Source organism: Caballeronia sp. LZ065 (assembly GCF_031450975.1).
In the GTDB taxonomy this organism is placed as follows: domain Bacteria; phylum Pseudomonadota; class Gammaproteobacteria; order Burkholderiales; family Burkholderiaceae; genus Caballeronia.
The window spans coordinates 2,985,705-3,006,827 of the sequence record NZ_JARUXV010000001.1; the positions used below are offsets into that span (position 1 = coordinate 2,985,705).

21 protein-coding genes are annotated in these 21,123 nt (G+C 64.4%); 5 read left to right on the forward strand and 16 right to left on the reverse strand.

Features of this window, described 5'->3' with window-relative positions; translation table 11 throughout:
* Nucleotides 1-41: 41 nt before the first annotated feature.
* Nucleotides 42-749 (reverse strand): transposase, encoded by a 708-nt coding sequence (locus QCE63_RS13770; protein WP_309833553.1) that lies wholly within the window; start codon nucleotides 747-749, stop codon nucleotides 42-44.
* Nucleotides 750-953: 204 nt separating this feature from the next.
* Here QCE63_RS13770 and QCE63_RS13775 point away from each other — a divergent pair, with 204 nt between their 5' ends.
* Both QCE63_RS13775 and QCE63_RS13780 read left to right on the forward strand, forming a co-directional pair.
* On the forward strand, nucleotides 954-1,679 hold the full coding sequence (locus QCE63_RS13775; RefSeq protein WP_309833817.1) for an OmpW family outer membrane protein: 726 nt from the start codon (nucleotides 954-956) through the stop codon (nucleotides 1,677-1,679).
* Nucleotides 1,680-1,982: 303 nt separating this feature from the next.
* Nucleotides 1,983-2,360, forward strand: a complete 378-nt coding sequence (locus QCE63_RS13780; RefSeq protein WP_309833555.1) for a DUF883 family protein — start codon at nucleotides 1,983-1,985, stop codon at nucleotides 2,358-2,360.
* A 4-nt stretch (nucleotides 2,361-2,364) separates the two neighbouring features.
* On the opposite strand, the gene ugpQ is transcribed toward QCE63_RS13780, so the two are convergent.
* From ugpQ to pilM, 12 genes are all read right to left on the reverse strand, one after another.
* Nucleotides 2,365-3,120: a glycerophosphodiester phosphodiesterase gene (gene ugpQ / locus QCE63_RS13785; RefSeq protein WP_309833556.1), complete on the reverse strand. Its 756-nt coding sequence runs from the start codon at nucleotides 3,118-3,120 to the stop codon at nucleotides 2,365-2,367.
* A 22-nt stretch (nucleotides 3,121-3,142) separates the two neighbouring features.
* Complete coding sequence (locus tag QCE63_RS13790) at nucleotides 3,143-4,228, reverse strand: sn-glycerol-3-phosphate import ATP-binding protein UgpC (protein WP_309833558.1); 1,086 nt, start codon at nucleotides 4,226-4,228, stop codon at nucleotides 3,143-3,145.
* 17 nt (nucleotides 4,229-4,245) lie between these two features.
* Entirely contained in the window at nucleotides 4,246-5,091 is an 846-nt protein-coding gene (ugpE, locus tag QCE63_RS13795; RefSeq protein WP_309833559.1) for a sn-glycerol-3-phosphate ABC transporter permease UgpE, read from the reverse strand.
* On the reverse strand, nucleotides 5,088-5,972 hold the full coding sequence (ugpA, locus tag QCE63_RS13800) for a sn-glycerol-3-phosphate ABC transporter permease UgpA (RefSeq protein WP_309833560.1): 885 nt from the start codon (nucleotides 5,970-5,972) through the stop codon (nucleotides 5,088-5,090). The genes ugpE and ugpA overlap by 4 nt, the downstream gene beginning before the upstream one ends.
* Nucleotides 5,973-6,031: 59 nt before the next feature.
* Nucleotides 6,032-7,357, reverse strand: a complete 1,326-nt coding sequence (gene ugpB, locus QCE63_RS13805; RefSeq protein ID WP_309833561.1) for a sn-glycerol-3-phosphate ABC transporter substrate-binding protein UgpB — start codon at nucleotides 7,355-7,357, stop codon at nucleotides 6,032-6,034.
* A gap of 46 nt (nucleotides 7,358-7,403) precedes the next feature.
* A complete protein-coding gene (locus QCE63_RS13810) occupies nucleotides 7,404-8,624 on the reverse strand; it encodes a deoxyguanosinetriphosphate triphosphohydrolase (RefSeq protein WP_309833562.1) in 1,221 nt (406 codons plus the stop codon).
* Nucleotides 8,625-8,668: 44 nt separating this feature from the next.
* Entirely contained in the window at nucleotides 8,669-9,745 is a 1,077-nt protein-coding gene (gene aroB, locus QCE63_RS13815; RefSeq protein WP_309833818.1) for a 3-dehydroquinate synthase, read from the reverse strand.
* A 20-nt stretch (nucleotides 9,746-9,765) separates the two neighbouring features.
* On the reverse strand, nucleotides 9,766-10,272 hold the full coding sequence (locus tag QCE63_RS13820; RefSeq protein WP_404990124.1) for a shikimate kinase: 507 nt from the start codon (nucleotides 10,270-10,272) through the stop codon (nucleotides 9,766-9,768).
* Between the two features lie 232 nt (nucleotides 10,273-10,504).
* On the reverse strand, nucleotides 10,505-12,031 hold the full coding sequence (locus QCE63_RS13825) for a type IV pilus secretin PilQ (RefSeq protein WP_309833821.1): 1,527 nt from the start codon (nucleotides 12,029-12,031) through the stop codon (nucleotides 10,505-10,507).
* A gap of 8 nt (nucleotides 12,032-12,039) precedes the next feature.
* Nucleotides 12,040-12,963, reverse strand: a complete 924-nt coding sequence (locus QCE63_RS13830) for a hypothetical protein (protein WP_309833563.1) — start codon at nucleotides 12,961-12,963, stop codon at nucleotides 12,040-12,042.
* Entirely contained in the window at nucleotides 12,960-13,643 is a 684-nt protein-coding gene (locus tag QCE63_RS13835) for a PilN domain-containing protein (protein ID WP_309833565.1), read from the reverse strand. Before QCE63_RS13835 ends, QCE63_RS13830 begins: the two co-directional genes overlap by 4 nt.
* Entirely contained in the window at nucleotides 13,640-14,641 is a 1,002-nt protein-coding gene (pilM, locus tag QCE63_RS13840; RefSeq protein ID WP_309833567.1) for a pilus assembly protein PilM, read from the reverse strand. The genes QCE63_RS13835 and pilM overlap by 4 nt, the downstream gene beginning before the upstream one ends.
* 252 nt (nucleotides 14,642-14,893) lie before the next feature.
* On the opposite strand from pilM, the gene QCE63_RS13845 reads away from it, so the two are divergent.
* A complete protein-coding gene (locus QCE63_RS13845) occupies nucleotides 14,894-17,302 on the forward strand; it encodes a penicillin-binding protein 1A (RefSeq protein ID WP_309833568.1) in 2,409 nt (802 codons plus the stop codon).
* Between the two features lie 51 nt (nucleotides 17,303-17,353).
* Here the strand turns inward: QCE63_RS13845 and cyaY are convergent, their stop codons facing one another.
* Nucleotides 17,354-17,671 (reverse strand): iron donor protein CyaY, encoded by a 318-nt coding sequence (cyaY, locus tag QCE63_RS13850; protein WP_309833569.1) that lies wholly within the window; start codon nucleotides 17,669-17,671, stop codon nucleotides 17,354-17,356.
* A 35-nt stretch (nucleotides 17,672-17,706) separates the two neighbouring features.
* Between cyaY and QCE63_RS13855 the strand changes: the two genes are divergently transcribed.
* Nucleotides 17,707-18,009: an LPS translocon maturation chaperone LptM gene (locus QCE63_RS13855; protein WP_309833570.1), complete on the forward strand. Its 303-nt coding sequence runs from the start codon at nucleotides 17,707-17,709 to the stop codon at nucleotides 18,007-18,009.
* A gap of 45 nt (nucleotides 18,010-18,054) precedes the next feature.
* Nucleotides 18,055-19,317, forward strand: a complete 1,263-nt coding sequence (gene lysA, locus QCE63_RS13860; protein ID WP_309833571.1) for a diaminopimelate decarboxylase — start codon at nucleotides 18,055-18,057, stop codon at nucleotides 19,315-19,317.
* Nucleotides 19,318-19,365: 48 nt separating this feature from the next.
* On the opposite strand, the gene msrQ is transcribed toward lysA, so the two are convergent.
* Both msrQ and msrP read right to left on the reverse strand, forming a co-directional pair.
* A complete protein-coding gene (msrQ, locus tag QCE63_RS13865) occupies nucleotides 19,366-20,010 on the reverse strand; it encodes a protein-methionine-sulfoxide reductase heme-binding subunit MsrQ (protein WP_309833573.1) in 645 nt (214 codons plus the stop codon).
* A gap of 3 nt (nucleotides 20,011-20,013) precedes the next feature.
* Nucleotides 20,014-21,003, reverse strand: a complete 990-nt coding sequence (msrP, locus tag QCE63_RS13870; protein WP_309833575.1) for a protein-methionine-sulfoxide reductase catalytic subunit MsrP — start codon at nucleotides 21,001-21,003, stop codon at nucleotides 20,014-20,016.
* Nucleotides 21,004-21,123: the final 120 nt, after the last annotated feature.

The following is a 21,123-nucleotide window of genomic DNA, read 5'->3' on the forward strand; positions in this document are numbered from 1 at the left end:
CCGTTTCGTTTTTTTTACTTCAGCTTTGCATGGTCGGGCCGTTATTGGGCCTGTGGAGTTTCGCGAACCTTGCGCGGACGGCCGCGCGGCAACGGCGACACCCGGCGATTGGCCGCCCGCGCGGCCCATTCCCGATAGGAATCGCTGCCGAGCACCCAGCCCTTGAGTGTCGCTTGCAACAGACGCGTGGTTTCGCGTTCGTCGAGCGGTTGTTCGCACAGTTCCTTGTAGGCGTGCTGGCGTTCGAAAGGCGTGTTGCCGAGCGACCAGAACAGCGGATGGTCGGTGATCAGCCCATCGAGCGTGAGGCCGATGTGATGACGGAAGCTCGACCACTTGTAGTCTTGCGGCGCCGCGACGAGTTGCGCGCGTACCGGCGCCATCTCGACGACGCGTGTAGCAAGCAGGAAGTAACGGTCGCCCTCGATGACGGTCGCCCGATAGCGGCCTTCCCAGAGCGTGCCGCGTCGCATGTAACGTCGATTGAAGTGCGCCACGTAACGACGTCCGACTGCCTGCATCGCTTTTGGCAAGCTGGCTTCGTCGCGCGGCGTGACCAGCAGATGCACCGCCTGCGGCATCAGTGCATAGGCGTGAATGGAGAGGTGATGATCACGCGAAGCCGTTCTCAGGCAGTCGATGAAGAGCTCATAGTCCTGGTCGTCAACGAAGGCGGGCTGCTGGTCGAGACCACGCAGGATGACATGCTGCGGCTGTTCGGGAACGTAGAGTCGTGCAAGCCGTGCCATTCTGGATATTCCGTTGGTCGCGTTTGTGTTACCCGGGTGGGGTCCTTGGGAGCCATTCCGGCAACATGTGCAAAAGCCATGCAAATGCCGTGCAACGAGGCTCCGAAGCCGCTCTGTGCCCTAGGGAAAATGCTCTACGGCGCCGCTATGGTTACTTTGAAATGTTGTGTTCATAATGAGCGTGCTTTTTCGGAGGAGCACAAATTGAAAATAAAACAGGTCATCACGGGGATCGCGGCATTGGCGTGTGTGTCCACAGCGGCGCATGCGCAATCAGCCGGATCCTTCTATGTCACTGGAGGCTGGTTTCATTTTGCCCCGCAAGACAGCAGCGGTCCGCTCAAAGAAACAAGTGTAGGCGGATCTCCCGTCAATATCGATGTTCCCGGCACGGGCGCCGGCATTTCAAGCGCTGATACCGCTGGTTTCACGTTCGGCTACTTCGCAACCGATCACATCGCTGCGGAACTCGAGATGGGCATTCCGCCCACGTTCGATCTCGAAGGCACCGGTTCTCTCTCGCGCTACGGCAAGCTTGGCAGCGCGAAGCAGTGGAGCCCGACGTTGCTCTTCAAATACTTTTTCAATGCTCCTCAGGCGAAGTTTCGCCCGTTCGTCGGCATTGGCGTGACGCGCACCTGGTTCACCGACGCCAAGATTACCAATGACCAGTTCGAAGGCTCGGTCCTGCATGGTCCGACCAGCGTCGACACGGATAGTTCTTGGGCGCCCGTCTTTAACGTCGGTGCAACCTACAACTTCACGGAACACTGGTTCGCCGGATTTTCAGTCTCGTTCATTCCGATGAAGGCAACCGCCAAGCTCAGCACGGCAGCGCAAACGCCAGTGGGTACGCTCAATGTGCAATCACAGGCCAAAATCACGCTCAATCCGATCGTGACGTATTTGCGCGTGGGATACCGCTTCTGAAAAACATAAGCTTGCGTACGCGAGATTGAAAAGATAGAAGCGAATACGCATTAACAAAGATAACGCCGGCATGTTTGCACATGTCGGCGTTTTTATTCGCGCAATGCTTGTAAATGTGACCTTCGATGGATTGCATCGCTTGCACATCTTACGTGCCCCGTGCATGTACCATGTCTGGCCGGGCGCGACCAAGGCGTCCCGTCAACGATTCATGAATACCGGCACCGAACTTGCTCAGTTATGGGTTTTTCCCGCTGATTCAAGGGCGGGCTATCCACGACTCATCCATCGACGGAGCGATCTATGAACGCACTTCCCAACACGCGTGACGCCATCGGAGATTCATGGACCACGACCAGCCGCCGGGCTCGCCGCATGGCACGGCATGGCCGTGAAGCGGCCGAGGATATCGGTTCGGAACTGCGCTCGCTGCTGAGCGAACTGGAAAGCGCACTGTCTGAGGGCACGTCCGCCGACGCCGCCGCGTTGCGCGCGCAGATCAGCGACCGGCTCGACAGCGCCCGTGCGCGCCTCAACGATACTCATGCCGTGCTGCGTCAGCGCGCGGGCGTCGTGCTCGAAGACGCCGACGCCTATTTGCACGAAAAACCTTGGCAGACAATCGCGCTGGTCGGCGGCCTCGCCTTGGTCGCGGGCATTCTGCTCGCCCGCGCGCGTTGACCGTCTAGTCCGACGCCATTTCCAGAAAATCTGCGCCAATGATGTCGATGCGATCCGTACAGATCGCGTCGACGCCCCATTGCGCGAGCAGGCGCGCACGCGCCGGATCGTTGACGGTGTAGGCGAGGATGCGCAGTCCGGCATCCTTGATCTGCGCGACAAGCACCTCATCCAGCGCGCGATGGTTCGCATGCACCGATACGCACGCAAGCGCTGCCGTCTGCGCGCGCCAGTCCGGCGGCACACGCTCATATAGCATCCCGCGCGGAAGGTCCGGCGCAGCATCGCGCGCGGCCTCGAGCGCTGCATAAGAGAACGACGACAACAGCGGCGCCGGTTCGACGTCCGCCCACAGGCTCGCCGCCTCGCGCGCCACGATCTCGCCGGTTCGCACTTCGCGGCCCGCGCTCGGCTTGATCTCGATATTGGCCGCCAGTCCATGACGTACGCAGCGCTCATGAACCTGAGCGAGCGTCGGCATGCGCGCGTGCGCGAATGTCGCGCCGAACCACGCGCCCGCGTCGAGCGTCTGCAACTGCGCAAAGCTCAGGGCCTGCGCCGCGCCATGGCCGTTCGACGTGCGATCGACTTCGTCGTCGTGCAGCAGAAAGACGATGTCGTCGGCGGAAAGCTTCGCGTCGAACTCAATCATCCGGTGTCCGTAACGCGCGCCGACGTCGATGGCTTCCAGCGTGTTCTCCGGCGCAAGCTTGCCGCCGCCGCGATGCGCGACGATCGCGGGATAAGGCCAGGTTCTCATCGTCGCTCCTTCATATGCATCTTCAATTGGCACGCCGCCCGGTCGCTGCATCGAAGAAATGCAGATGGCGCGCCGGCAGCGACAGCGCAAGCTGCTCGCCGCGCCGCGGCCGATGCTCATGCGGCAGCCGCGCCGCCACATCGTGCTTGCCCCACTTGCCGTGCGCCAGATTGTCGGCACCGAGCAGTTCCGCCGAATCGACTTCCAGCGTTGCACTCGGCACGCCTTCGATGCCAGGCGTCATGTGCTCGGGACGAATGCCGATCGTCCACTCGCGCCCGTGCATATCGCGCGTGACGCCGTTCGCCCCCGACACAGGCAGAGCAGGTCCGTCGCCGGCCACATGGAACGTCGCGCCGTCGTCCGCAAGGCGCCCTTCGAGCAGATTCATCGCGGGCGAGCCGATGAAGCTCGCGACGAACACCGTCGCCGGCCGCTCGTAGACTTCCGTCGGCGCGCCGATTTGCTCGGCATGACCCTTGTTCATCACGATGACGCGTTGCGCGAGCGTCATCGCTTCGATCTGATCGTGCGTGACATAGAGGCTCGTGGTCGCGAGACGCGCGTGCAGGCGCTGAATCTCGAGGCGCATCTGCACGCGCAGCTTGGCGTCGAGATTGGACAAGGGTTCGTCGAACAGGAACACCGCCGGTTCACGCACGATCGCGCGGCCCATCGCGACGCGCTGCCGCTGTCCGCCCGACAGTTCGCGCGGCTTGCGCGCGAGCAGATGATCGAGTTCAAGAATGCGCGCGGCGTTGGCGACGCGGGCGTCGATCGTCTGCCGGTCCGCGCCGCCGATCTTCAGCGCATACGCCATGTTCTGCGCCACGCTCATGTGCGGATAGAGCGCGTAGTTCTGGAACACCATCGCGATGTCGCGATCCTTCGGCTCCAGCTTGTTCACGACCTTGCCGCCGATTTCGATCGCGCCTTCCGAGACGCTCTCCAGCCCCGCCACCATGCGCAGCAGCGTGGACTTGCCGCAGCCCGACGGGCCCACCATCACGACGAACTCGCCGTCCTCGATCGCCACGTCGATGCCATGCAGCACGTACTGCGAGCCGTCGTAGGTCTTCTTCACGCCCTTGAGATTCAGCGCAGCCATCTATCCAGAGTCTCCGGTTATTTTTCGGCGTCGACGAGGCCGCGCACGAACCAGCGCTGCATCGTCAGCACGACGGCGAGCGGCGGCAGCATCGCGAGCAGCGTCGCGGTCATCACGAGATGCCATTCGGTCGCGGTGTCGCCCGATGCGATCATGCTCTTGATGCCGACCACCGCCGTCTGCAGCGATACTTCGTTGGTGATGAGAATCGGCCAGAGATACTGGTTCCAGCCGTAGATGAACGTGATGACGAAGAGCGCCGCGATGTTCGTCTTCGAGAGCGGCAGCACGACGTCCCAGAAGAAGCGCAGCGGTCCGGCGCCGTCGATGCGCGCGGCCTCCATCAACTCGTCGGGCAGCGTCATGAAGAACTGCCGGAACAGGAAAGTCGCGGTCGCCGACGCGATCAGCGGCAGCGTGAGGCCGGCATACGTGTTCGACAGATGCATCGACGACACGACCTGCACGGTCGGAAAGATGCGCACTTCGACGGGCAGCATCAGCGTGATGAAGATGAGCCAGAACGCGAGGTTCTTCAGCGGAAAGCGGAAGAACACGATCGCATAGGCCGAGACGATCGACACTGCGATCTTGCCGATGGAGATCACAAGCGCCATCACGAGGCTGTTCAGCAGCATGAGTCCGAACGGCGCGGCGGCGTTGCCGCTGCCATAGGTCCAGACATGCGCGATGTTCTCGAACAGATGCGTGCTCGGCACGAGCGAGAGCGGCACGCTGAAGACTTCCTTCGAGTTCATCGTGGCGGCGCAGAACGCCACATACACCGGAAACACGATCAGCACGACGCCTGCCAGCAGCACCGCGTGACAGAAGATATCGAAGCCGCGACGGTTCTCGATCATGAGTATTGCACCCTGCGTTCAACGAAGCGGAACTGCACTACGGTCAGCACGATGACGATCACCATCAGCACGACCGACTGCGCGCCCGAGCTGCCGATGTCGAGTCCCTGGAAGCCTTCCGCGAAGATCTTGTAGATCAGCGTCTTGGTGGATTGCGCGGGTCCGCCGCCGGTGGCCGCGTCGATGACCGGAAAGGTGTCGAAGAACGCATAGACGAGGTTCACGACGAGCAGGAAAAAGCTCGTTGGCGACAGCAGCGGCAGCGCGATGCCGAAGAAGCGTCGCACGGGACCGGCGCCGTCGATGGCCGCCGCTTCGATCAAAGATTGCGGAATCGCCTGCAGGCCGGCATAGAAGAACAGGAAGTTGTAGCTCACCTGTTTCCAGACCGAGGCGAGCACGACGAGGAACATGGCCTGCGTGCCGTTGAGCGCGTGATTCCACTGGATGCCCTGCTTCGCCAGCGCATAGGTGACAAGCCCGATACTTGGATTGAACAGGAACGACCAGAGCACGGCGGCGATGGCGGGCGCGACCGCATACGGCCAGATCAGCAGCGTCTGGTACGCCTTCGCGCCGCGCGTCACGCGATCCGCGCAGGCCGCGAGCAACAGCGAGATCACGAGGCCCGACACGGTGACGAGCGCGCAGAAGATCATCGTCGTGTTGAACGAGGACAGATACAGCGGATCCGCGAACAGTTGCTTGAAATTCGCCAGCCCGACGAATTCGCTCGACGTGCCGAACGCATCCTGGCTCTGCGTGGCCTGCCAGAGCGCTTCGCCCGCCGGCCACAGAAAGAACAGCGCGGTTATGGCGAGCTGAGGAGCGACGAGCAGATACGGCAACACGCTCGTATCGAAACGAGACCGTTTTTCCATGCGGTGTGTCCTGAACGAAGGCGCCCGCGACGCGCGCGGGCGCACATGCTTGCACGTGCTTAGTTGCCAGCCTTTTCGAAGCGGGTCAGCAGTTCGTCGCCGCGTGAAACCGCAGCGTCGAGCGCCTGTTGCGGTGTCTTCTTCTCCGCCCAGACCTGCTCCAGTTCTTCATCGACGATGGTGCGGATCTGCGGCATGTTGCCGAGACGCAGGCCCTTCGTGTATGGCAGCGGCGGCTTGTTCAACATCTGCTTGATCGCGATGTCCGCTCCCGGGTTCTTCGCATAGAAGCCCTGCTTCTGCGTGAGTTCGTAGGCGGCCTGAGTGACCGGCAAATAACCCGTGTCCTGATGCCACTTCGCGGCGACTTCCGGCGTGGACAGATACGCGAGGAACTTCGCGACGCCCTTGTACACGGCCGGGTCCTTGCCCGACAACACCCACAGGCTCGCGCCGCCGATGATCGCGTTCTGCGGCGCGCCCTTAACGTTCGCGTCATAGGGCATCATGCCGACGCCGTAGTCGAACTTGGCGAACTTCGCGATGGTCGCGCGCGAGCCCGACGAATTCGTGATGATGCCGCAGTCGCCGCTATAGAACTTCGACACCGGCTCGTCCTTGCGGCCGACATACGTGAAGGTGCCTTCCTTCGCCATGTTCTGCAGGAACCGGATGTGCGCCACCTGCAAGGGCTTGTTGAATTCGAGCTTCGCGTCGAGGCCGTCGAAGCCGTTGTTCTTCGTCGCGAACGGCGCCGCATGCCACGCGCTGTAGTTTTCGAGCTGGATCCAGCTTTGCCAGCCGGACGAGTAGCCGCACGAGTAACCGGCCGCCTTCAGCTTCTTCGCGTCCGCTTCGACGTCGGCCCAGGTCTTGGGCGGCTGGTTCGGATCGAGACCGGCCTTCTTGAACGCGTCCTTGTTGTAGTACAACACGGGCGTCGAGCTGTTGAAGGGCATCGAGAGCAGATGGCCGGTCTTCGCGTCGCTGTAGTAGCCGGAGATGGTCGGCACGAAGGCTTTCTCGTCCAGCGGCACGCCGGCTTGCTTGAAGACGTCGTACACCGGAATGACCGCCTTCTTCGCCTGCATCATCGTGGCGGTGCCGACTTCGTAGACCTGCAGAATGGCCGGCGCGTTGCCGCTGCGATACGCCGCGATGCCCGCCGCGAGCGCCTGGTCATAGGTGCCCTTGAATACGGGGACGATCTTGTAGTCGCTCTGCGACTTGTTGAAATCGTTGGCGATGTCGTTCACGCGCTCGCCGAGCGCGGCTTCCATCGCGTGCCAGAACTGGATTTCGGTGGCGGCATGCGCCGCGGTGCTGGCGCCGAAGGCCAGAACGGCCGCGGCCGAGATCGTGCGGAACAAGGGCTTGCAGCTCATCGATGAGTCTCCTTTGTGACAGGTTCGCGCTTTGAAACGCGCGATATTAGTTGTTGTCCATGACAAACAGGCGTTGATACTCTTTCAAGGCATAGCGGTCGGTCATGCCGGCGATGTAATGCGAGATGAGCCGCGCCTGGGCGCTGTCGCGGCTGACGGCGGGCGTGTCATTCGCCGATTCCTCGGCCACCGGCTCGCGTGCCTGATAGGACGGCGGCAGCAGACGCGGGTCTTCGGTGAAGGCTTCGAAGAGGCCCGTCACGACGCGCCGGGCCTTGTTGGCCATGCGCATCACGCGATAGTGCCGGTACAGGTTCTTGAACAGAAAGCGCTTGAGCTGCGCGGCTTGCGCGGCGACCTCGTCGCTGTGCGCAACGAGCGCGGGCGCCGCGCGGACGTCGTCGAGCGATTGCGGCATCACGCGTTGCAGATTGCGGCTCGTGGCATCGATCAGGTCGACGATCAGCGTATTGATGATCCGGCGGATCGTCTCGTGAATCAGCCTGCGCCCTTCGATGTTTGGATACTCAGCGCGCGCGGCGTCGAAATGCGTATGCCAGAGACTCACCTCGGACAGCTGTTCGAGCGTGATGAGGCCGGAGCGCAGGCCGTCATCGACATCGTGATTGTTGTAGGCGATTTCATCGGCGACATTGGCGATCTGCGCTTCCAGCGACGGCTGCTTGCCGGTCAGGAAGCGTTCGCCGAGATCGCCGAGCTTGCGGGCGTTGTCACGCGAACAATGCTTGAGAATGCCTTCGCGCGTTTCGAAGCAGAGGTTCAGGCCGTTGAACGCGCCGTAGTGTTCTTCCAGCTGGTCGACAACGGCAAGGCTCTGCAGATTGTGTTCGAAGCCGCCGTGATCGCGCATGCATTCATTCAGCGCGTCCTGTCCGGCATGCCCGAACGGCGTATGGCCGAGATCGTGCGCCAGCGAAATGGCTTCGACGAGATCTTCATTGAGCCGCAGATTGCGTGCGACCGAGCGCGCGATCTGCGCCACTTCGAGGCTGTGCGTGAGACGCGTGCGGAACAGGTCGCCTTCGTGATTGACGAACACCTGCGTCTTGTATTCGAGCCGGCGGAACGCGGTGGAATGCACGATGCGGTCGCGGTCGCGCTGGAACTCGGTGCGCGCGGCGGGTGGCGTCTCGGCGAAGCGCCGTCCGCGCGACCGCGACGAGTGCGCGGCGTATGGCGCGAGATGCGCTTCGAGTGCCAGCGACGAAGGCGCGCTCGCCGGAAGATTCAATTCTTGTTCGCTCACCGGCTGCTCCGCATCGTCTTGATTCTCGCCGCCGCTCGCGTGGATCAGACGCTGGCCGCGAGGGTTTCACGCACGGTCCCGTCCGGCGCGCTGGTGATCTCGGTGGCGCCAAAGCGGGTCAGCAAGATGAACTTGATCTCGCCGGCTTCGGCTTTCTTGTCGACCTTCATCAAGTCGACGTAGCGGTCCGCGCCGAGCTTCGGCGCCTTGACGGGCAGTTTCGCCGCCTCGATCACGCGCACCAGACGCTGGCGTGCGGCTTCATCGAGCCGGCCGAGCCGCACGGAAAGATCCGCCGCCATCACCATGCCGCAGCCGACGGCCTCGCCGTGCAGCCATTCGCCGTAGCCCAGGCCGGCTTCGATGGCGTGACCAAACGTGTGGCCGAAGTTGAGAATGGCGCGTTGCCCGCCTTCGCGTTCGTCCGACGCGACGACCGATGCCTTGATCTCGCACGAACGCTTGACGGCGTGCGCGAGCGCGTCGAGGTCGCGACGGTTGAGCGCGCCGACGTTCGCTTCGATCCATTCGAAGAACGCGGCGTCCGCGATCGCGGCGGTCTTGATGACTTCCGCGATGCCCGCCGCCATCTCGCGTTCCGGCAGCGAGCGCAGCGCGCCGATGTCGGCGATCACGGCCTGCGGCTGATAAAACGCGCCAATCATGTTCTTGCCGAGCGGATGATTGATGCCGGTCTTGCCGCCCACCGACGAATCCACTTGTGAAAGCAGGGTGGTTGGCACCTGGATGAACGGTACGCCGCGCATGTAGCTGGCGGCGGCGAACCCGGTCATGTCGCCCACGACGCCGCCGCCGAGCGCGATCAGCGTGGTCTTGCGGTCGGCGCGCTCGGTCAGCAGCGCGTCGAAGATCAGGTTGAGCGTTTCCCAGTTCTTGTGCGCCTCGCCGTCAGGCAACACGACGGTGGTCACCTTCTTGCCGAGCGGCGCGAGAGCCGCGCGCAACTGCTCGCCGTAGAGGGGATCCACGGTGGAGTTGGTGACGATGGCAACCGATGCGCCCTTGATATGCGGCGCAAACAACTCCGTGCGGCCGATCAGGCCCGCACCGATGTGGATGGGATAGGCGCGCTCGCCCAGTTCGACGCTGACAGTAATGATTGGGGAATTCATGGCGGACATTATGACTGAGCCGACCTGACGACGCCGGCGACCTCCAGTTGCATCAGGACCATGTTGACGAGCGCGTTGACGGTCGGCCGCCCGGTCTCGACGACGAAATGAGCGGTTTCATGATAGAGCGGATCGCGCGACTGAAACAGCGCTTCGAGCTTGCCGCGCGGGTCCTCGGTCTGGAGCAGCGGACGGTTCTTGTCGCGCCGGGTGCGTTGCCAGAGATCGTGCGGATTGGCGCGCAGATAAATGACGATGCCGCGATTCTTCAGATGTTCGCGATTTTCGGGGTGCAGCACGGCGCCGCCGCCCGTGGCCAGGACGATGCCGCTGCGCTGCGACAGTTCGTCGATGACATTTGCCTCGCGCTGCCGAAAACCGGTTTCACCTTCCAGTTCCCAGATCACTGGAATGCGCGCCCCCGTGCGTGCTTCGATCTCGTGATCCGAGTCGATGAACGAGCGCTGCAGACGGCGCGCAACCGCACGGCCCACGGTGGTTTTACCCGCTCCCATGAGTCCGACGAAAAAGATGTTCGCGTTCGCGTGCCCTTCCTGCAACTCGTTTTCCTTCCAGTCCAATGCAATTTGTTCGTGCGGCAGCTTAAGGGCAAACCGCCCGCTTTGTCGAGTCGCGCCAGCCGTGGCGCGGGTTCGGCGCGGGTTCGGCGCGGGTTCGGCGCGGGTTCGGCGCGGGTTCGGCGCGGGTTCGGCGCGGGTTCGGCGCGTATGGAGGCTCATCCGGCGCTCATCCGCCGCTCGCGATGACATGCGGCGTGATCAGGATGACCAGCTCGCTTTTCGAGCGGCGCCGGGCCTCATGACGGAACAGCCAGCCGATCACCGGCAGCTTCGACAGTCCCGGCACGCCGGTCGCGTCGTCGCGTTCGTCGTCGGAATAAATGCCGCCGATCGCCACCGTGCCGCCATTTTCCACTTCGACGCGCGTCTGGACATGCTTCGTATGGATTGCCGGCCCGTTCGCGGTCTGCTCGCCCAAGCTGTCTTTCGTGATGTCGAGATCGAGAATGACGTGCCCGTGCGGCGTGATCTGCGGCTCGACCTCCAGTTTGAGCGTGGCGCGCCGGAACTGCACGCCCGACATGCCGTTGCCCACCTTCGCCTGATACGGCACTTCCATGCCCTGCTCGACGATCGACTTGACCCGGTCCGCCGTGACCACGCGTGGCCGCGAGACGATATGCCCGCGCCCTTCCGCCTCGAGCGCACTCAGTTCCAGATTGAGCAGCCGAGTTGCCTGCGCGACGAACAGGGTGAGCCCGGCCGTGGCGGCGTCGAAGCCATTGAGCGGTCCCGCCGACAAATCGTATACCACACCATCCTTGCCGCCCGCGAAACCGCTCGCCGGATCGTTCTGCGGCGCGATGTTCAGTTTGACGCCGAGATTGCGCGACAGCCCGGCCTCGCCTTCGACGATCTTCGCTTCGATCATCACTTGCGGCGTCGGCTTGTCGATCAACGCGAGGAGATCCGCGATCTGCCGCACGCGCGCATCGAGATCGGTGACGAACAGCAGGTTGGTGCGCGCGTCGGCCATGGCGGAGCCGCGCTTGGACAAGACGCGCTGGCTGCCGGAGCCGCTCAGCGTTTTGCGCATGTCCTCGGCGCGCGCATAGCGCAGTACGAACGTACGGCTGGCGAGCGGTTCCAGGTCGGCGGCGCGCGCGTGCGCCTCGTAGCGCTGCTTTTCCCGCGCTGCGAGTTCGGCCAGCGGCGCGACCCAGATCACGTTGCCGTGCTGTTCCATCGCGAGACCGTTGACTTCGAGCAGCGTATCGAACGCGCGCCGCCACGGCACGCCGGCGAGATTCATTGAAACCTGACCGCGCACCTTCTCGCTCGCGACGATGTTCAGTCCAGTGAACTGCGCGAAGGTATGCAGGGTGGCGCGCAGTTCGGCGTTCTTCAGATCGAGCGTGATGGTCTTGCCGTCGCCGCCGGGAAGCGGATCGGCGTCGCTCAGGCGCTCGACGGGCCGCAACGGCACCGGCGGTCCTTCAAGTGCAGTGTCGGGCGCGGCCGGAGGTTCGGCGACAGGCTTACCCTCGGGCACATCCGAAATCGACTGTGCAGACGGTGAGCTTGCATCGGTCGCCGCCTGCTCCGTGGTCAACTCGTCGAACGAGGCCGGTAGCGGCGGCAGCGGCGCGACGGCCGCTTCGGCGCTTTCCACGGCAAACGAAGCCTGCGCGAACAGGCACGCCGCTGCCGCGGCGGCAAGGACCGGCCTGGCAAGGGCGCGTGAGAACTGCATGCGCGGGCTCACTTGCGATCCTCCGCCAGCGTCAGTTTCCGGGCCGGGCCACGGTCGCGCTGGAGTTCCACCCCACGCGGCACGACGCGCGCGAGCCGTTCAGCGCCGATCTTCTGCCCCGGCGCATACCCGCCGACATCGTTGCCGCTTTGCAGGAGCGCCATCGCGCGCCGGGTGCCGACCAGCGTGCCCACCAACAGGATATCGCCGCCCTGGGCAAGCGCATCCCCGCCGCCAAAAGGATCGATGACGAACGAACCGGTGCGCGGCGCCGCGACGGCCAGCGGAATCCCGGGCTGATTCTCGTACACCCGGAGGGACGCCTCGACCGCGAGTCCGTTCGCGAGTCCGTTCGCGAGTCCGTCCGATGGGCGCGTGCCGGCGGGCTGCCTGATCTGTGCCCCTTCGGGCACCACCAGTCGCGGCAAACCGGCGAGCGACTCCAGGAAACGGTGAATCTCGTTAAAGGATCCCTCTGCGCGAAGCTTGAGCGCCCGCCCGGACTCGACCGGCGGCGCTTCCGTTCCGGCGCCCGCACGCGCGCCCGGCTCGATCGACACGTCGCGCAGCCCGCTCTGCGCCGCCAGTTCCACGACAGCACGCAGGGCATCCGCCGGGCTCCAGTGCTCCGGCTGCAGGCGAGCCGAAAGCGCGCGCGCCTTCAAACCAGGCAACTCTTCCTTGATGCGCCTGACTTCGTGCTCGCGGGTTTGCGCCGCCGTCAACTCGACGCGTGCGAGTCCGAGTCCGCCCGGATCCGACATCCGCCACGCACACGCGCCCGCTGTGCCAACGAGCAGAGCCAGCGCGAGCGCGCTTGCCGCCAGCCGGATAGGCGACCAGGCATCGAGCGGCCGCAGCAGCATGGCAGCCCCGCGCGTACTCCGGCGCGGATCCCGGTGCAACAAGCGATTCATGGGCACCGCGTTCATGGGCGCCTCCCTTGCGCGCCCGGACGGCCCGCCGTGAGTACCGGCCGGGCACGACGCGAAGCGTCCTCACGGCTGGAACGGTCCGACTCGTAACGCACGAGCGCGACGAACTCGTAATGTTCCGCACCGTCGGACGGCGGCACTGCCGCCCCACGGAGACCTCGCTTGGCCACAACAGTGCGCCGCTTCATCTCGACAACCTCCACCGTCTCCACCCCGCGCACCTGTTCCAGCCGCTTGAGCCAGCGCGCCGCCGCCTGCGAATCGGGCGCGCGCGCCGCGAGTTCGACCTCGCTCGCCCGCTGCGAGACGCGTTGCAGCGCCACCCCGGTTTGCGCCGGTACGTCGGCGAGCGCATCCAGCAGCGCGAGAAAGCGTTCGCGCGGCGCGGCCAGCGGCTGGGCGCTCTCACGCGCGCGCCGTCGCTCCTCGGCGGCGCGCACCAGCCGGGCATGCTCGTCGACCGGCGCGCTCGATGCCAACAGCGAAGCCTCCAGCGCCGCGCGGCGTTCGGTCAGCCGCGCCTGCTCGAAAGCATCGCGACCCGCGACCACACCCACGGCGGCGCACCCCGCGATGCTCGCCGCCGCCAGCAACGCGAGCCGCCGGCGCTTTACCTCGCGACGCCGCCGCGCCCGATACGGCAGCAGATTGAATCCGTCCAGCATGGCGGCGCTCATTGCATCACCTCGCGCAGCGCAAGTCCGAACGCGGCCGCGAAGCGCGGCGAATGCCGGTGCGCGGCGACGATCGCCGCCGCGCCGTTGCAATACGGAGCGGCCTCGAACGGCAACGCGGGGCAGCCCAGGCTCTTGCCCAGGACCGGCAGCGCCAGACCCGCATGACCCAGGAGCTCGATCCGGCCGCCCGCGTAAATGCAGTCGAGCGGTAGCCCGTCACCGGCCAGATCCTGCAGCGCTTCGGCCATGCTGCGATGTTCGAGCGCGGGATAGCGCGCCTCGTTCTCGACACCCCGCGCGCCGACGAGCCAGCCATGCAGTCCGGTGCTCTCCAGCCAGCAGACCATATAGCGCGCGTCTTCATCGAGCTCGACCGAGCCCACGTGACGCATGGCCCGCAATGCGGCAGCCGGTTCGCCGTCGATGGCCGACAGTGCGACGCCCGCTTCCGCCGCCGCCTCGACACGCGCTTCGACGTGCCGCCGCGCCGTCGCCGCGATCGACACCTGCGCCTGGCCGTCCTCGCCGGTCTGCACCGACCAGTCCACTGCAAGCGCCGCGCGTTCGACGCCCGTCGCGCGTTCGGCCTCCGCGAGCACCGCCGGTTCGAGCACGCCGTGCGGGTCGCCGCCCGCGCCCGCAGGCAAGGGCTCGCGTGCATCGATCAGACGAGCAAGCGGCACCTGCGTGGTGATCGTAGCCGCCGCGGGCAAACCCATCGCGCAACGCAGCGCCCGCCACGCGCCGCCACTCGGCAGGCACGTGAAGGCCTCGCGCAAGGCCAGGACGATCGCCGCGCGGTCGATGAAATCACCTTCGATCACCGCGCCCGAGGGCAGCGGCACGAACGCAAGCTGCTCCACGCACACCGCCGCATTCGCCCGCAACCGTTTGCTCATGACCACGAGACGCACGCCGTCCTCGCCTACGTCGATACCCGCCGCATAGCGCCGCGTCACCGTCAACATCGTGCCGCGCAGCGCGCTTTCCTTGCCCATGTCCTGCTCCTTCCATTCGCTTGCGCGCCCGAACCGTTCGAGCGCCTGAGGTGGAAGAATTGTCGCGAGCAGGGACGACGGCGAACATTCAGCCGAACGGCCAGCGCGCACGATTAGGAGGTGCTTCCGCAGGTGATCGCGCGTATCGTCAAAGACAGCAGCGGGCGAGCGTCACGGCCAGCGGCGCTGTAAGCGTCCAGAAAAGTCCCGAATGCGGGCGGCTATAATCGCGTCACTGTTTCTGGTGGTGCCATGCAATCCTCTTCCCCGAACAACCCGTCATCCACGCCGCCCGAGGGGCACAAGAAAGCCAGGCGCCCATGGTGGGCGCGGCTGCTGCTGGGCTTCTGCATCAGCATGTTCGCGCTCGTCGTCTGCGCGGGTCTGGTGTTCGGTTACGCGCTCGTCGTTGCGCTGCCGAACCTGCCTTCGCTCGAAGCCCTGACGGACTACAAGCCCAAAGTGCCGCTGCGCATCTATACGGCGGATCACGTGCTGATCGGCGAATTCGGCGAGGAGCGGCGGCGCGTCGTGCGCATCCAGGACGTGCCCGATCACCTGAAGAAAGCCGTGCTCGCCATCGAGGACGCGCGCTTCTACGATCACGGCGGCGTCGATCTCACCGGCATCGTGCGCGCGGGCACGGTCGCGCTGACCAACGGCCATGCTTCGCAGGGCGCGAGCACCATCACCATGCAGGTCGCGCGCAACTTCTTCCTGTCGAGCGAAAAGACCTACACCCGCAAGATCTACGAGATGCTGCTCGCGTACAAGATCGAGCGCGCGCTGACGAAGGATCAGATTCTCGAGGTCTATATGAATCAGATCTATCTCGGGCAGCGCGCTTATGGTTTCGCCAGCGCGGCGCGGGTTTATTTTGGCAAGGACCTGAAGGACATTTCGCTCGCCGAAGCCGCGATGCTCGCGGGCCTGCCGAAGGCGCCGTCGGCCTACAACCCGGTCGTCAATCCAAAGCGCGCCAAGGTGCGTCAGGAGTACATTCTGCAGCGCATGCTGGAGCTGGGCTTCATTACGCGCGACCAGTACGACCAGGCCCTCGCCCAGCCGCTGGTGGTCAAGGGGCAAGGCCGCGAATTCAGCGTGCATGCCGAATACGTCGCGGAAATGGTGCGTCAGATGATGTATGCGCAATATCGCGAGGAAGCCTATACGCGCGGCCTGAACGTCGTGACCACGATCGATTCCGCCGACCAGGACGCCGCCTATCGCGCGGTGCGCCGCGGCCTGATGGACTACGAGCATCGTCACGGCTATCGCGGGCCGGAAGGCTACATCGACTTGCCGGCCAATCCGGACGATCGCGAGCAGGCCATCGACGACGCCCTCGCCGAGCATCCGGACAACGGCGAGATCGTTGCGGCGGTGGTGACGTCGGCGAGTCCGAAGGAAGTGAAGGCAAGCTTTCTCGACGGCAACACGGTGACCATCAGCGGCGCCGACCTGCGCTTCGTGCAGTTCGCGCTGAGCACGCGCGCACAGCCGAACGCGCGCGTTCGTCCGGGCGCTATCGTGCGCCTCATGAAGGACGACGACGGCGACTGGACCATCACGCAACTGCCGCAAGTGGAAGGCGCGCTGATCTCGATGGTGCCGCAGGACGGCGCGATCCGCGCGCTGGTCGGCGGCTTCGACTTCAACAAGAACAAGTTCAACCATGTGACGCAGGCCTGGCGTCAGCCGGGTTCGAGCTTCAAGCCATTTATCTATTCCGCTTCGCTCGAAAAGGGCCTGTCGCCCGCGACCATCATCAACGACGGCCCGCTCTTCTTCAGCGCCGCCGAAACCGGCGGACAGGCGTGGGAGCCCAAGAACTACGGCGGCGGTTTCGACGGCCCGATGACCATGCGCTCGGCGTTGCAGCGCTCGAAGAACATGGTGTCGATCCGCATCCTCAATCACATCGGCACCAAGTACGCGCAGAACTACATCACGCGCTTCGGCTTCGACGCCGACCGCAATCCCGCCTACCTGCCGATGGCGCTCGGCGCGGGACTCGTCACGCCGTTGCAGATGGCCGCCGGCTATGCGGTCTTCGCGAACGGCGGCTATCGCGTGAATCCGTATCTGATCGCCGATATCACGGACCCGTATGGCCGCGTCGTCTCGCATCCGCAGCCGCTCATTGCGCAGCAGAGCGCGCCGCTCGCCATCACGCCGCGCAACGCGTACGTGATGAACAGCCTGTTGCAGAGCGTCGCGCAGCGCGGCACCGGGGCGAAGACGAATCAGCTGAAGCGCACCGATCTCGGCGGCAAGACCGGCACGACCAACGATTCGCGCGACGCCTGGTTCGCCGGCTATCAACGCTCGCTGGTGGCGATTGCGTGGATCGGCTATGACAACCCGCGCAGCCTGGGCGACAAGGAAACCGGCGGCGGTCTCGCGTTGCCGGTCTGGATGGAATACATGGGCCGTGCGCTGAAGGGCGTGCCCGAGTACAAGCCGATGATGCCGCCCGATGTCACGTCGCTCGGCGGCGAGCTGTACTTCGACGACATGACGCCGGGACACGGCTTCATCGCGACGGTCGGCGTGAGCCAGGCGCCGCCGCAGGAAGGCGTGTCCGGCGTGACTGCGCCCGCGCCCGAAGTGGGCGAACAGGAGAAGCAGGACATCATGAATCTGTTCAAGGGGCAGTAGCGCGCCCTTGCCATTCACGAAGCGAGCGGATCGCAAGACCCGCTCGTTTTTTTATGGCTTGAAGCGGATCGGTTCGCCCGCCTGCTCGCTCGAATACGTGCTCAGCGTCGCGAAGAATTCGCTGTTGTCGCGCGTGTCGCGCCACGCGCCATCGACGTATTTGTAGTGAAAGCCGCCGGCTTTCGCGGCCAGCCAGATCTCGTGCTTCGGCGGCTGCAAATTGACGATCACCTTCGTGCGGTTCTCGAATTCGAGCGTCAGCACATTGCCGCTGCGTTCGAATTCGATGTCGACGTCGGCCTCGTCGACTGCGCGCTCGATGGCGCTCAGCGCAGCCTCCGCCAAGGTCAGGTATTCCTGGTCTGTCATGCTAAACTCCGGCGATTAATCGTATAGGGACGGTCATGCGAGTCGTATTCAGGATGAGCGCGATTGTAGCGGCTTTGAGCATTGGAGCCGCTGCCACATTGGCGCTCGGCGGGTGTGGTCAACGCGGTCCGCTGTATATGCCCGCCGTGCCGCCGCTGCCGCAACGTCCCGACGATCTCCAGAATACCCCGCCTTCGGACGTGACTCCGGACAGTGAAAGCGCAGCGCGTCGCGGCACCGTGCCGGACACGTCGGGCGAGCCGCTCTCGCTCTCGCCGGAGACGGATCTGAAGTCCGGCGCTGCCTCGGCGCCGAAAGCCGCATCGTCCGCATACTGACTCTGCCCTGACACCCGGCCTTCGGGCGCATTTTCGATTCCACGCATGAGTGATTCCGCATTCCATTACGTCGACGGCGTGCTGCACGCCGAAGGCGTCTCAGCCGCGTCGCTCGCGGAACAGTTCGGCACGCCGCTGTATGTCTATTCGCGCGACGCGCTGACGCAAGCCTATCGCGCCTACGCCGATGCCTGCACGGGACGCAACGCAACCGTCCACGTCGCCGTCAAGGCCAACAGCAATCTTGCCGTGTTGAACGTGTTCGCACGCATGGGCGCGGGCTTCGACATCGTGTCGTCGGGCGAACTCGCGCGCGTGATCGCGGCGGGCGGCCGCGCGGAAGACACCGTGTTTTCGGGCGTCGGCAAGTCGGCGGCAGAAATGCGCGAAGGGCTGGAAGCCGGCGTGAAGTGCTTCAACGTCGAATCGATTCCCGAACTCCATGCGCTGAACGACGTGGCGAAGTCGCTCGGCAAGAAGGCGCCCGTGTCGCTGCGCGTGAATCCGGATGTCGATGCGAAGACGCATCCGTACATCTCCACCGGTCTCAAGTCGAACAAGTTCGGCGTGGCCTTCAGCGACGCCCGCGCCACTTACGCGCAGGCGCGGGCGATGGAGCATCTCGATGTCGTCGGCATCGACTGCCATATCGGCTCGCAGATCACCGAGATCAGCCCGTATCTCGACGCGCTCGACAAGCTGCTCGAACTCGTCGAGCAGATCGAAGCCGACGGCATGCACATTCGCCATGTCGACGTCGGCGGCGGGCTCGGCATCACCTATGACGATGAAACCCCGCCGGCCATCGGCGACTTCGTGAAGACGCTGCTCGATCACATCGAGAAGCGCGGCCATGGCGCGCGCGAAGTGTACTTCGAGCCGGGGCGTTCGCTCGTCGGCAATGCGGGGGTGCTGCTCACGCGGGTCGAGTATCTGAAGCCGGGCGAGGAAAAGAACTTCGCCATCGTCGACGCAGCCATGAACGATCTCGCGCGCCCCGCGATGTACGAGGCGTTTCACCGCATCGTGCCGGTCGTGAAGCGCGACGCCGCCGCGCAGACCTACGACGTCGTCGGTCCGGTCTGCGAAAGCGGCGACTGGCTTGGGCGCGACCGCGAACTGGCGCTCGTGCCGGGCGACCTGCTCGCGATTTGCTCGGCGGGTGCGTATGGCTTCGTGATGAGCTCGAACTACAACACGCGTCCGCGCGCCGCCGAGATCATGGTCGACGGCGAACGCGCACGTCTCGTGCGCGAGCGGGAAGAGGTGAAGCAGTTGTTTGCCGGTGAATCGATTCTTCCGGACTGAAGGCCGATAGCGCCAAGCGATGAAAAGCGATGCCGAGGCATCGCTTTTTTATGCGCGCCAGTAGCGCGTACGGAGCCACGCGATCACACGCCAGCCAAGCAGCACGATCACGATCGCGCCGTAAATCTTCGGCAATTCGAGGTCGTGCTTGCCCGCCTTCATCCACCAGAAATGCAGGATGGCGAGTGTGGCGACCAGATAAATGATCCGGTGCAACGCCTGCCAGCGGCGCCCGAGCTTGCGCACCATCGCTTTCGGCGACGTGGCCGCGAGCGGGATCAACAGCACGAACGCCGCGAAGCCCACCGTGATGAACGGCCGCTTGCCAACGTCCTTCAACATCTCGGCGACATCGAACCATTTGTCGAACCAGATGTAGGTCGTGAAATGCAGCACGGCGAAGAAGAACGCGTACAGGCCGATCATGCGCCGGAAACGCAGCAGCGCCGCGACGCCGGTGAGCCGCCGCAGCGGCGTGACCGCCAGCGTGATGCACAGATACACGAGCGTCCAGAGTCCGGTCGAGCGCGTGATGAACTCGATCGGATTCGCGCCCAGTCCGCCGGTCACGCCGAGCACGATCAGGCGCGCGAGCGGAAACAGCATCGCGACGAACACGACGACCTTGACCGGCACGATCCATCTCGGCCCGGTCGCAGCGCGCGTGTTCTTGATCTGGGAAGCGGACGACATCGTTCAGAAGTTCTTCTTCAGGTCCATGCCCGTGTACAGCGAGGCGACCTGATCGCCGTAGCCGTTGAACATGAGCGTTTTGCGCTTGGGCGTGAAGAACCCGTCCTCGCCAATGCGCCGCTCGGTGGCCTGGCTCCAGCGCGGATGATCGACGTTCGGATTCACGTTCGAGTAGAAGCCATATTCGCTCGGCGCGTAGAGATTCCAGCTCGTGGCCGGCTGCTGCTCGACGAAGCGGATCTTCACCAGCGACTTCGCACTCTTGAAGCCGTACTTCCACGGCACGACGACGCGCACCGGCGCGCCGTTCTGGTTCGGCAAGACCTGTCCATACAGGCCGACGGTCAGCAACGTGAGCGGGTTCATCGCCTCGTCCATGCGCAGGCCCTCGGAGTACGGCCATTCGAGGATCGGCGTCGAGAGACCCGGCATCTGCGACGGATCCGCCAGCGTGATGAACTGCACGTACTTCGCGTTGCCCGTCGGCTCGGCGCGCTTGATGAGTTCCGAGAGCGACACACCGATCCACGGAACCACCATCGACCAGCCTTCCACGCAGCGCAGCCGGTACACGCGCTCTTCGAGCGGCGCGAGCTTTAGCAGGTCGTCGATGTCGTACACCTTCGGGTTCTTGATCGCCCCTTCCACTGACACCTTCCACGGCCGCGGACGCAGCGTGCCCGCATGTTCGGCGGGATCGCCCTTGTCGGTGCCGAACTCGTAGAAGTTGTTGTAGCTCGTGATGTCCTTGAACGGGGTGGCCTTGTCGAGCGCGACGAACTTCGCATTGGTCGTCGCGGCAAGTTTCTGGCCGCGCGCATCGGGCGATGTAAGCGTCGCGTGCGCGACACCACTCATGCCGGCTAGGCCCGTTGCGGCGAATGCGCCGATCGAGCGCAGCACGCGCCGCCGGTTCTCGAAGACCGCTTGCGGCGTGATTTCATGCCGCGCGATGTCGTCGCCATAAAGACTGCGGTTTCGTTTGATTCCCATCCCGATTGCTCCTGAGCGGCCGCGATGTCACGCAGCCCATGCATTCATATACGGTGAAACAGCAGTTCGGATGCCCGTATTCCAGCGTCGCATAAAAAAACCGCCAGCAGGATGCATGGC

Excerpts from the sequence above, each read along its gene's own strand:
- ugpB (WP_309833561.1), bottom strand. The coding sequence starts at position 7,357 with ATGAGCTGCAAGCCCTTGTTCCGCACGATCTCGGCCGCGGCCGTTCTG.
- QCE63_RS13845 (WP_309833568.1), top strand. The coding sequence starts at position 14,894 with ATGCAATCCTCTTCCCCGAACAACCCGTCATCCACGCCGCCCGAGGGG.
- ugpA (WP_309833560.1), bottom strand. The coding sequence starts at position 5,972 with ATGGAAAAACGGTCTCGTTTCGATACGAGCGTGTTGCCGTATCTGCTC.
- QCE63_RS13835 (WP_309833565.1), bottom strand. The coding sequence starts at position 13,643 with ATGAGCGCCGCCATGCTGGACGGATTCAATCTGCTGCCGTATCGGGCG.
- cyaY (WP_309833569.1), bottom strand. The coding sequence starts at position 17,671 with ATGACAGACCAGGAATACCTGACCTTGGCGGAGGCTGCGCTGAGCGCC.
- QCE63_RS13830 (WP_309833563.1), bottom strand. The coding sequence starts at position 12,963 with ATGAACGCGGTGCCCATGAATCGCTTGTTGCACCGGGATCCGCGCCGG.
- QCE63_RS13820 (WP_404990124.1), bottom strand. The coding sequence starts at position 10,272 with ATGGGAGCGGGTAAAACCACCGTGGGCCGTGCGGTTGCGCGCCGTCTG.
- QCE63_RS13825 (WP_309833821.1), bottom strand. The coding sequence starts at position 12,031 with ATGCAGTTCTCACGCGCCCTTGCCAGGCCGGTCCTTGCCGCCGCGGCA.
- ugpQ (WP_309833556.1), bottom strand. The coding sequence starts at position 3,120 with ATGAGAACCTGGCCTTATCCCGCGATCGTCGCGCATCGCGGCGGCGGC.
- msrP (WP_309833575.1), bottom strand. The coding sequence starts at position 21,003 with ATGGGAATCAAACGAAACCGCAGTCTTTATGGCGACGACATCGCGCGG.
- ugpE (WP_309833559.1), bottom strand. The coding sequence starts at position 5,091 with ATGATCGAGAACCGTCGCGGCTTCGATATCTTCTGTCACGCGGTGCTG.
- msrQ (WP_309833573.1), bottom strand. The coding sequence starts at position 20,010 with ATGTCGTCCGCTTCCCAGATCAAGAACACGCGCGCTGCGACCGGGCCG.
- lysA (WP_309833571.1), top strand. The coding sequence starts at position 18,055 with ATGAGTGATTCCGCATTCCATTACGTCGACGGCGTGCTGCACGCCGAA.
- QCE63_RS13780 (WP_309833555.1), top strand. The coding sequence starts at position 1,983 with ATGAACGCACTTCCCAACACGCGTGACGCCATCGGAGATTCATGGACC.
- QCE63_RS13770 (WP_309833553.1), bottom strand. The coding sequence starts at position 749 with ATGGCACGGCTTGCACGACTCTACGTTCCCGAACAGCCGCAGCATGTC.
- pilM (WP_309833567.1), bottom strand. The coding sequence starts at position 14,641 with ATGGGCAAGGAAAGCGCGCTGCGCGGCACGATGTTGACGGTGACGCGG.
- QCE63_RS13790 (WP_309833558.1), bottom strand. The coding sequence starts at position 4,228 with ATGGCTGCGCTGAATCTCAAGGGCGTGAAGAAGACCTACGACGGCTCG.
- QCE63_RS13855 (WP_309833570.1), top strand. The coding sequence starts at position 17,707 with ATGCGAGTCGTATTCAGGATGAGCGCGATTGTAGCGGCTTTGAGCATT.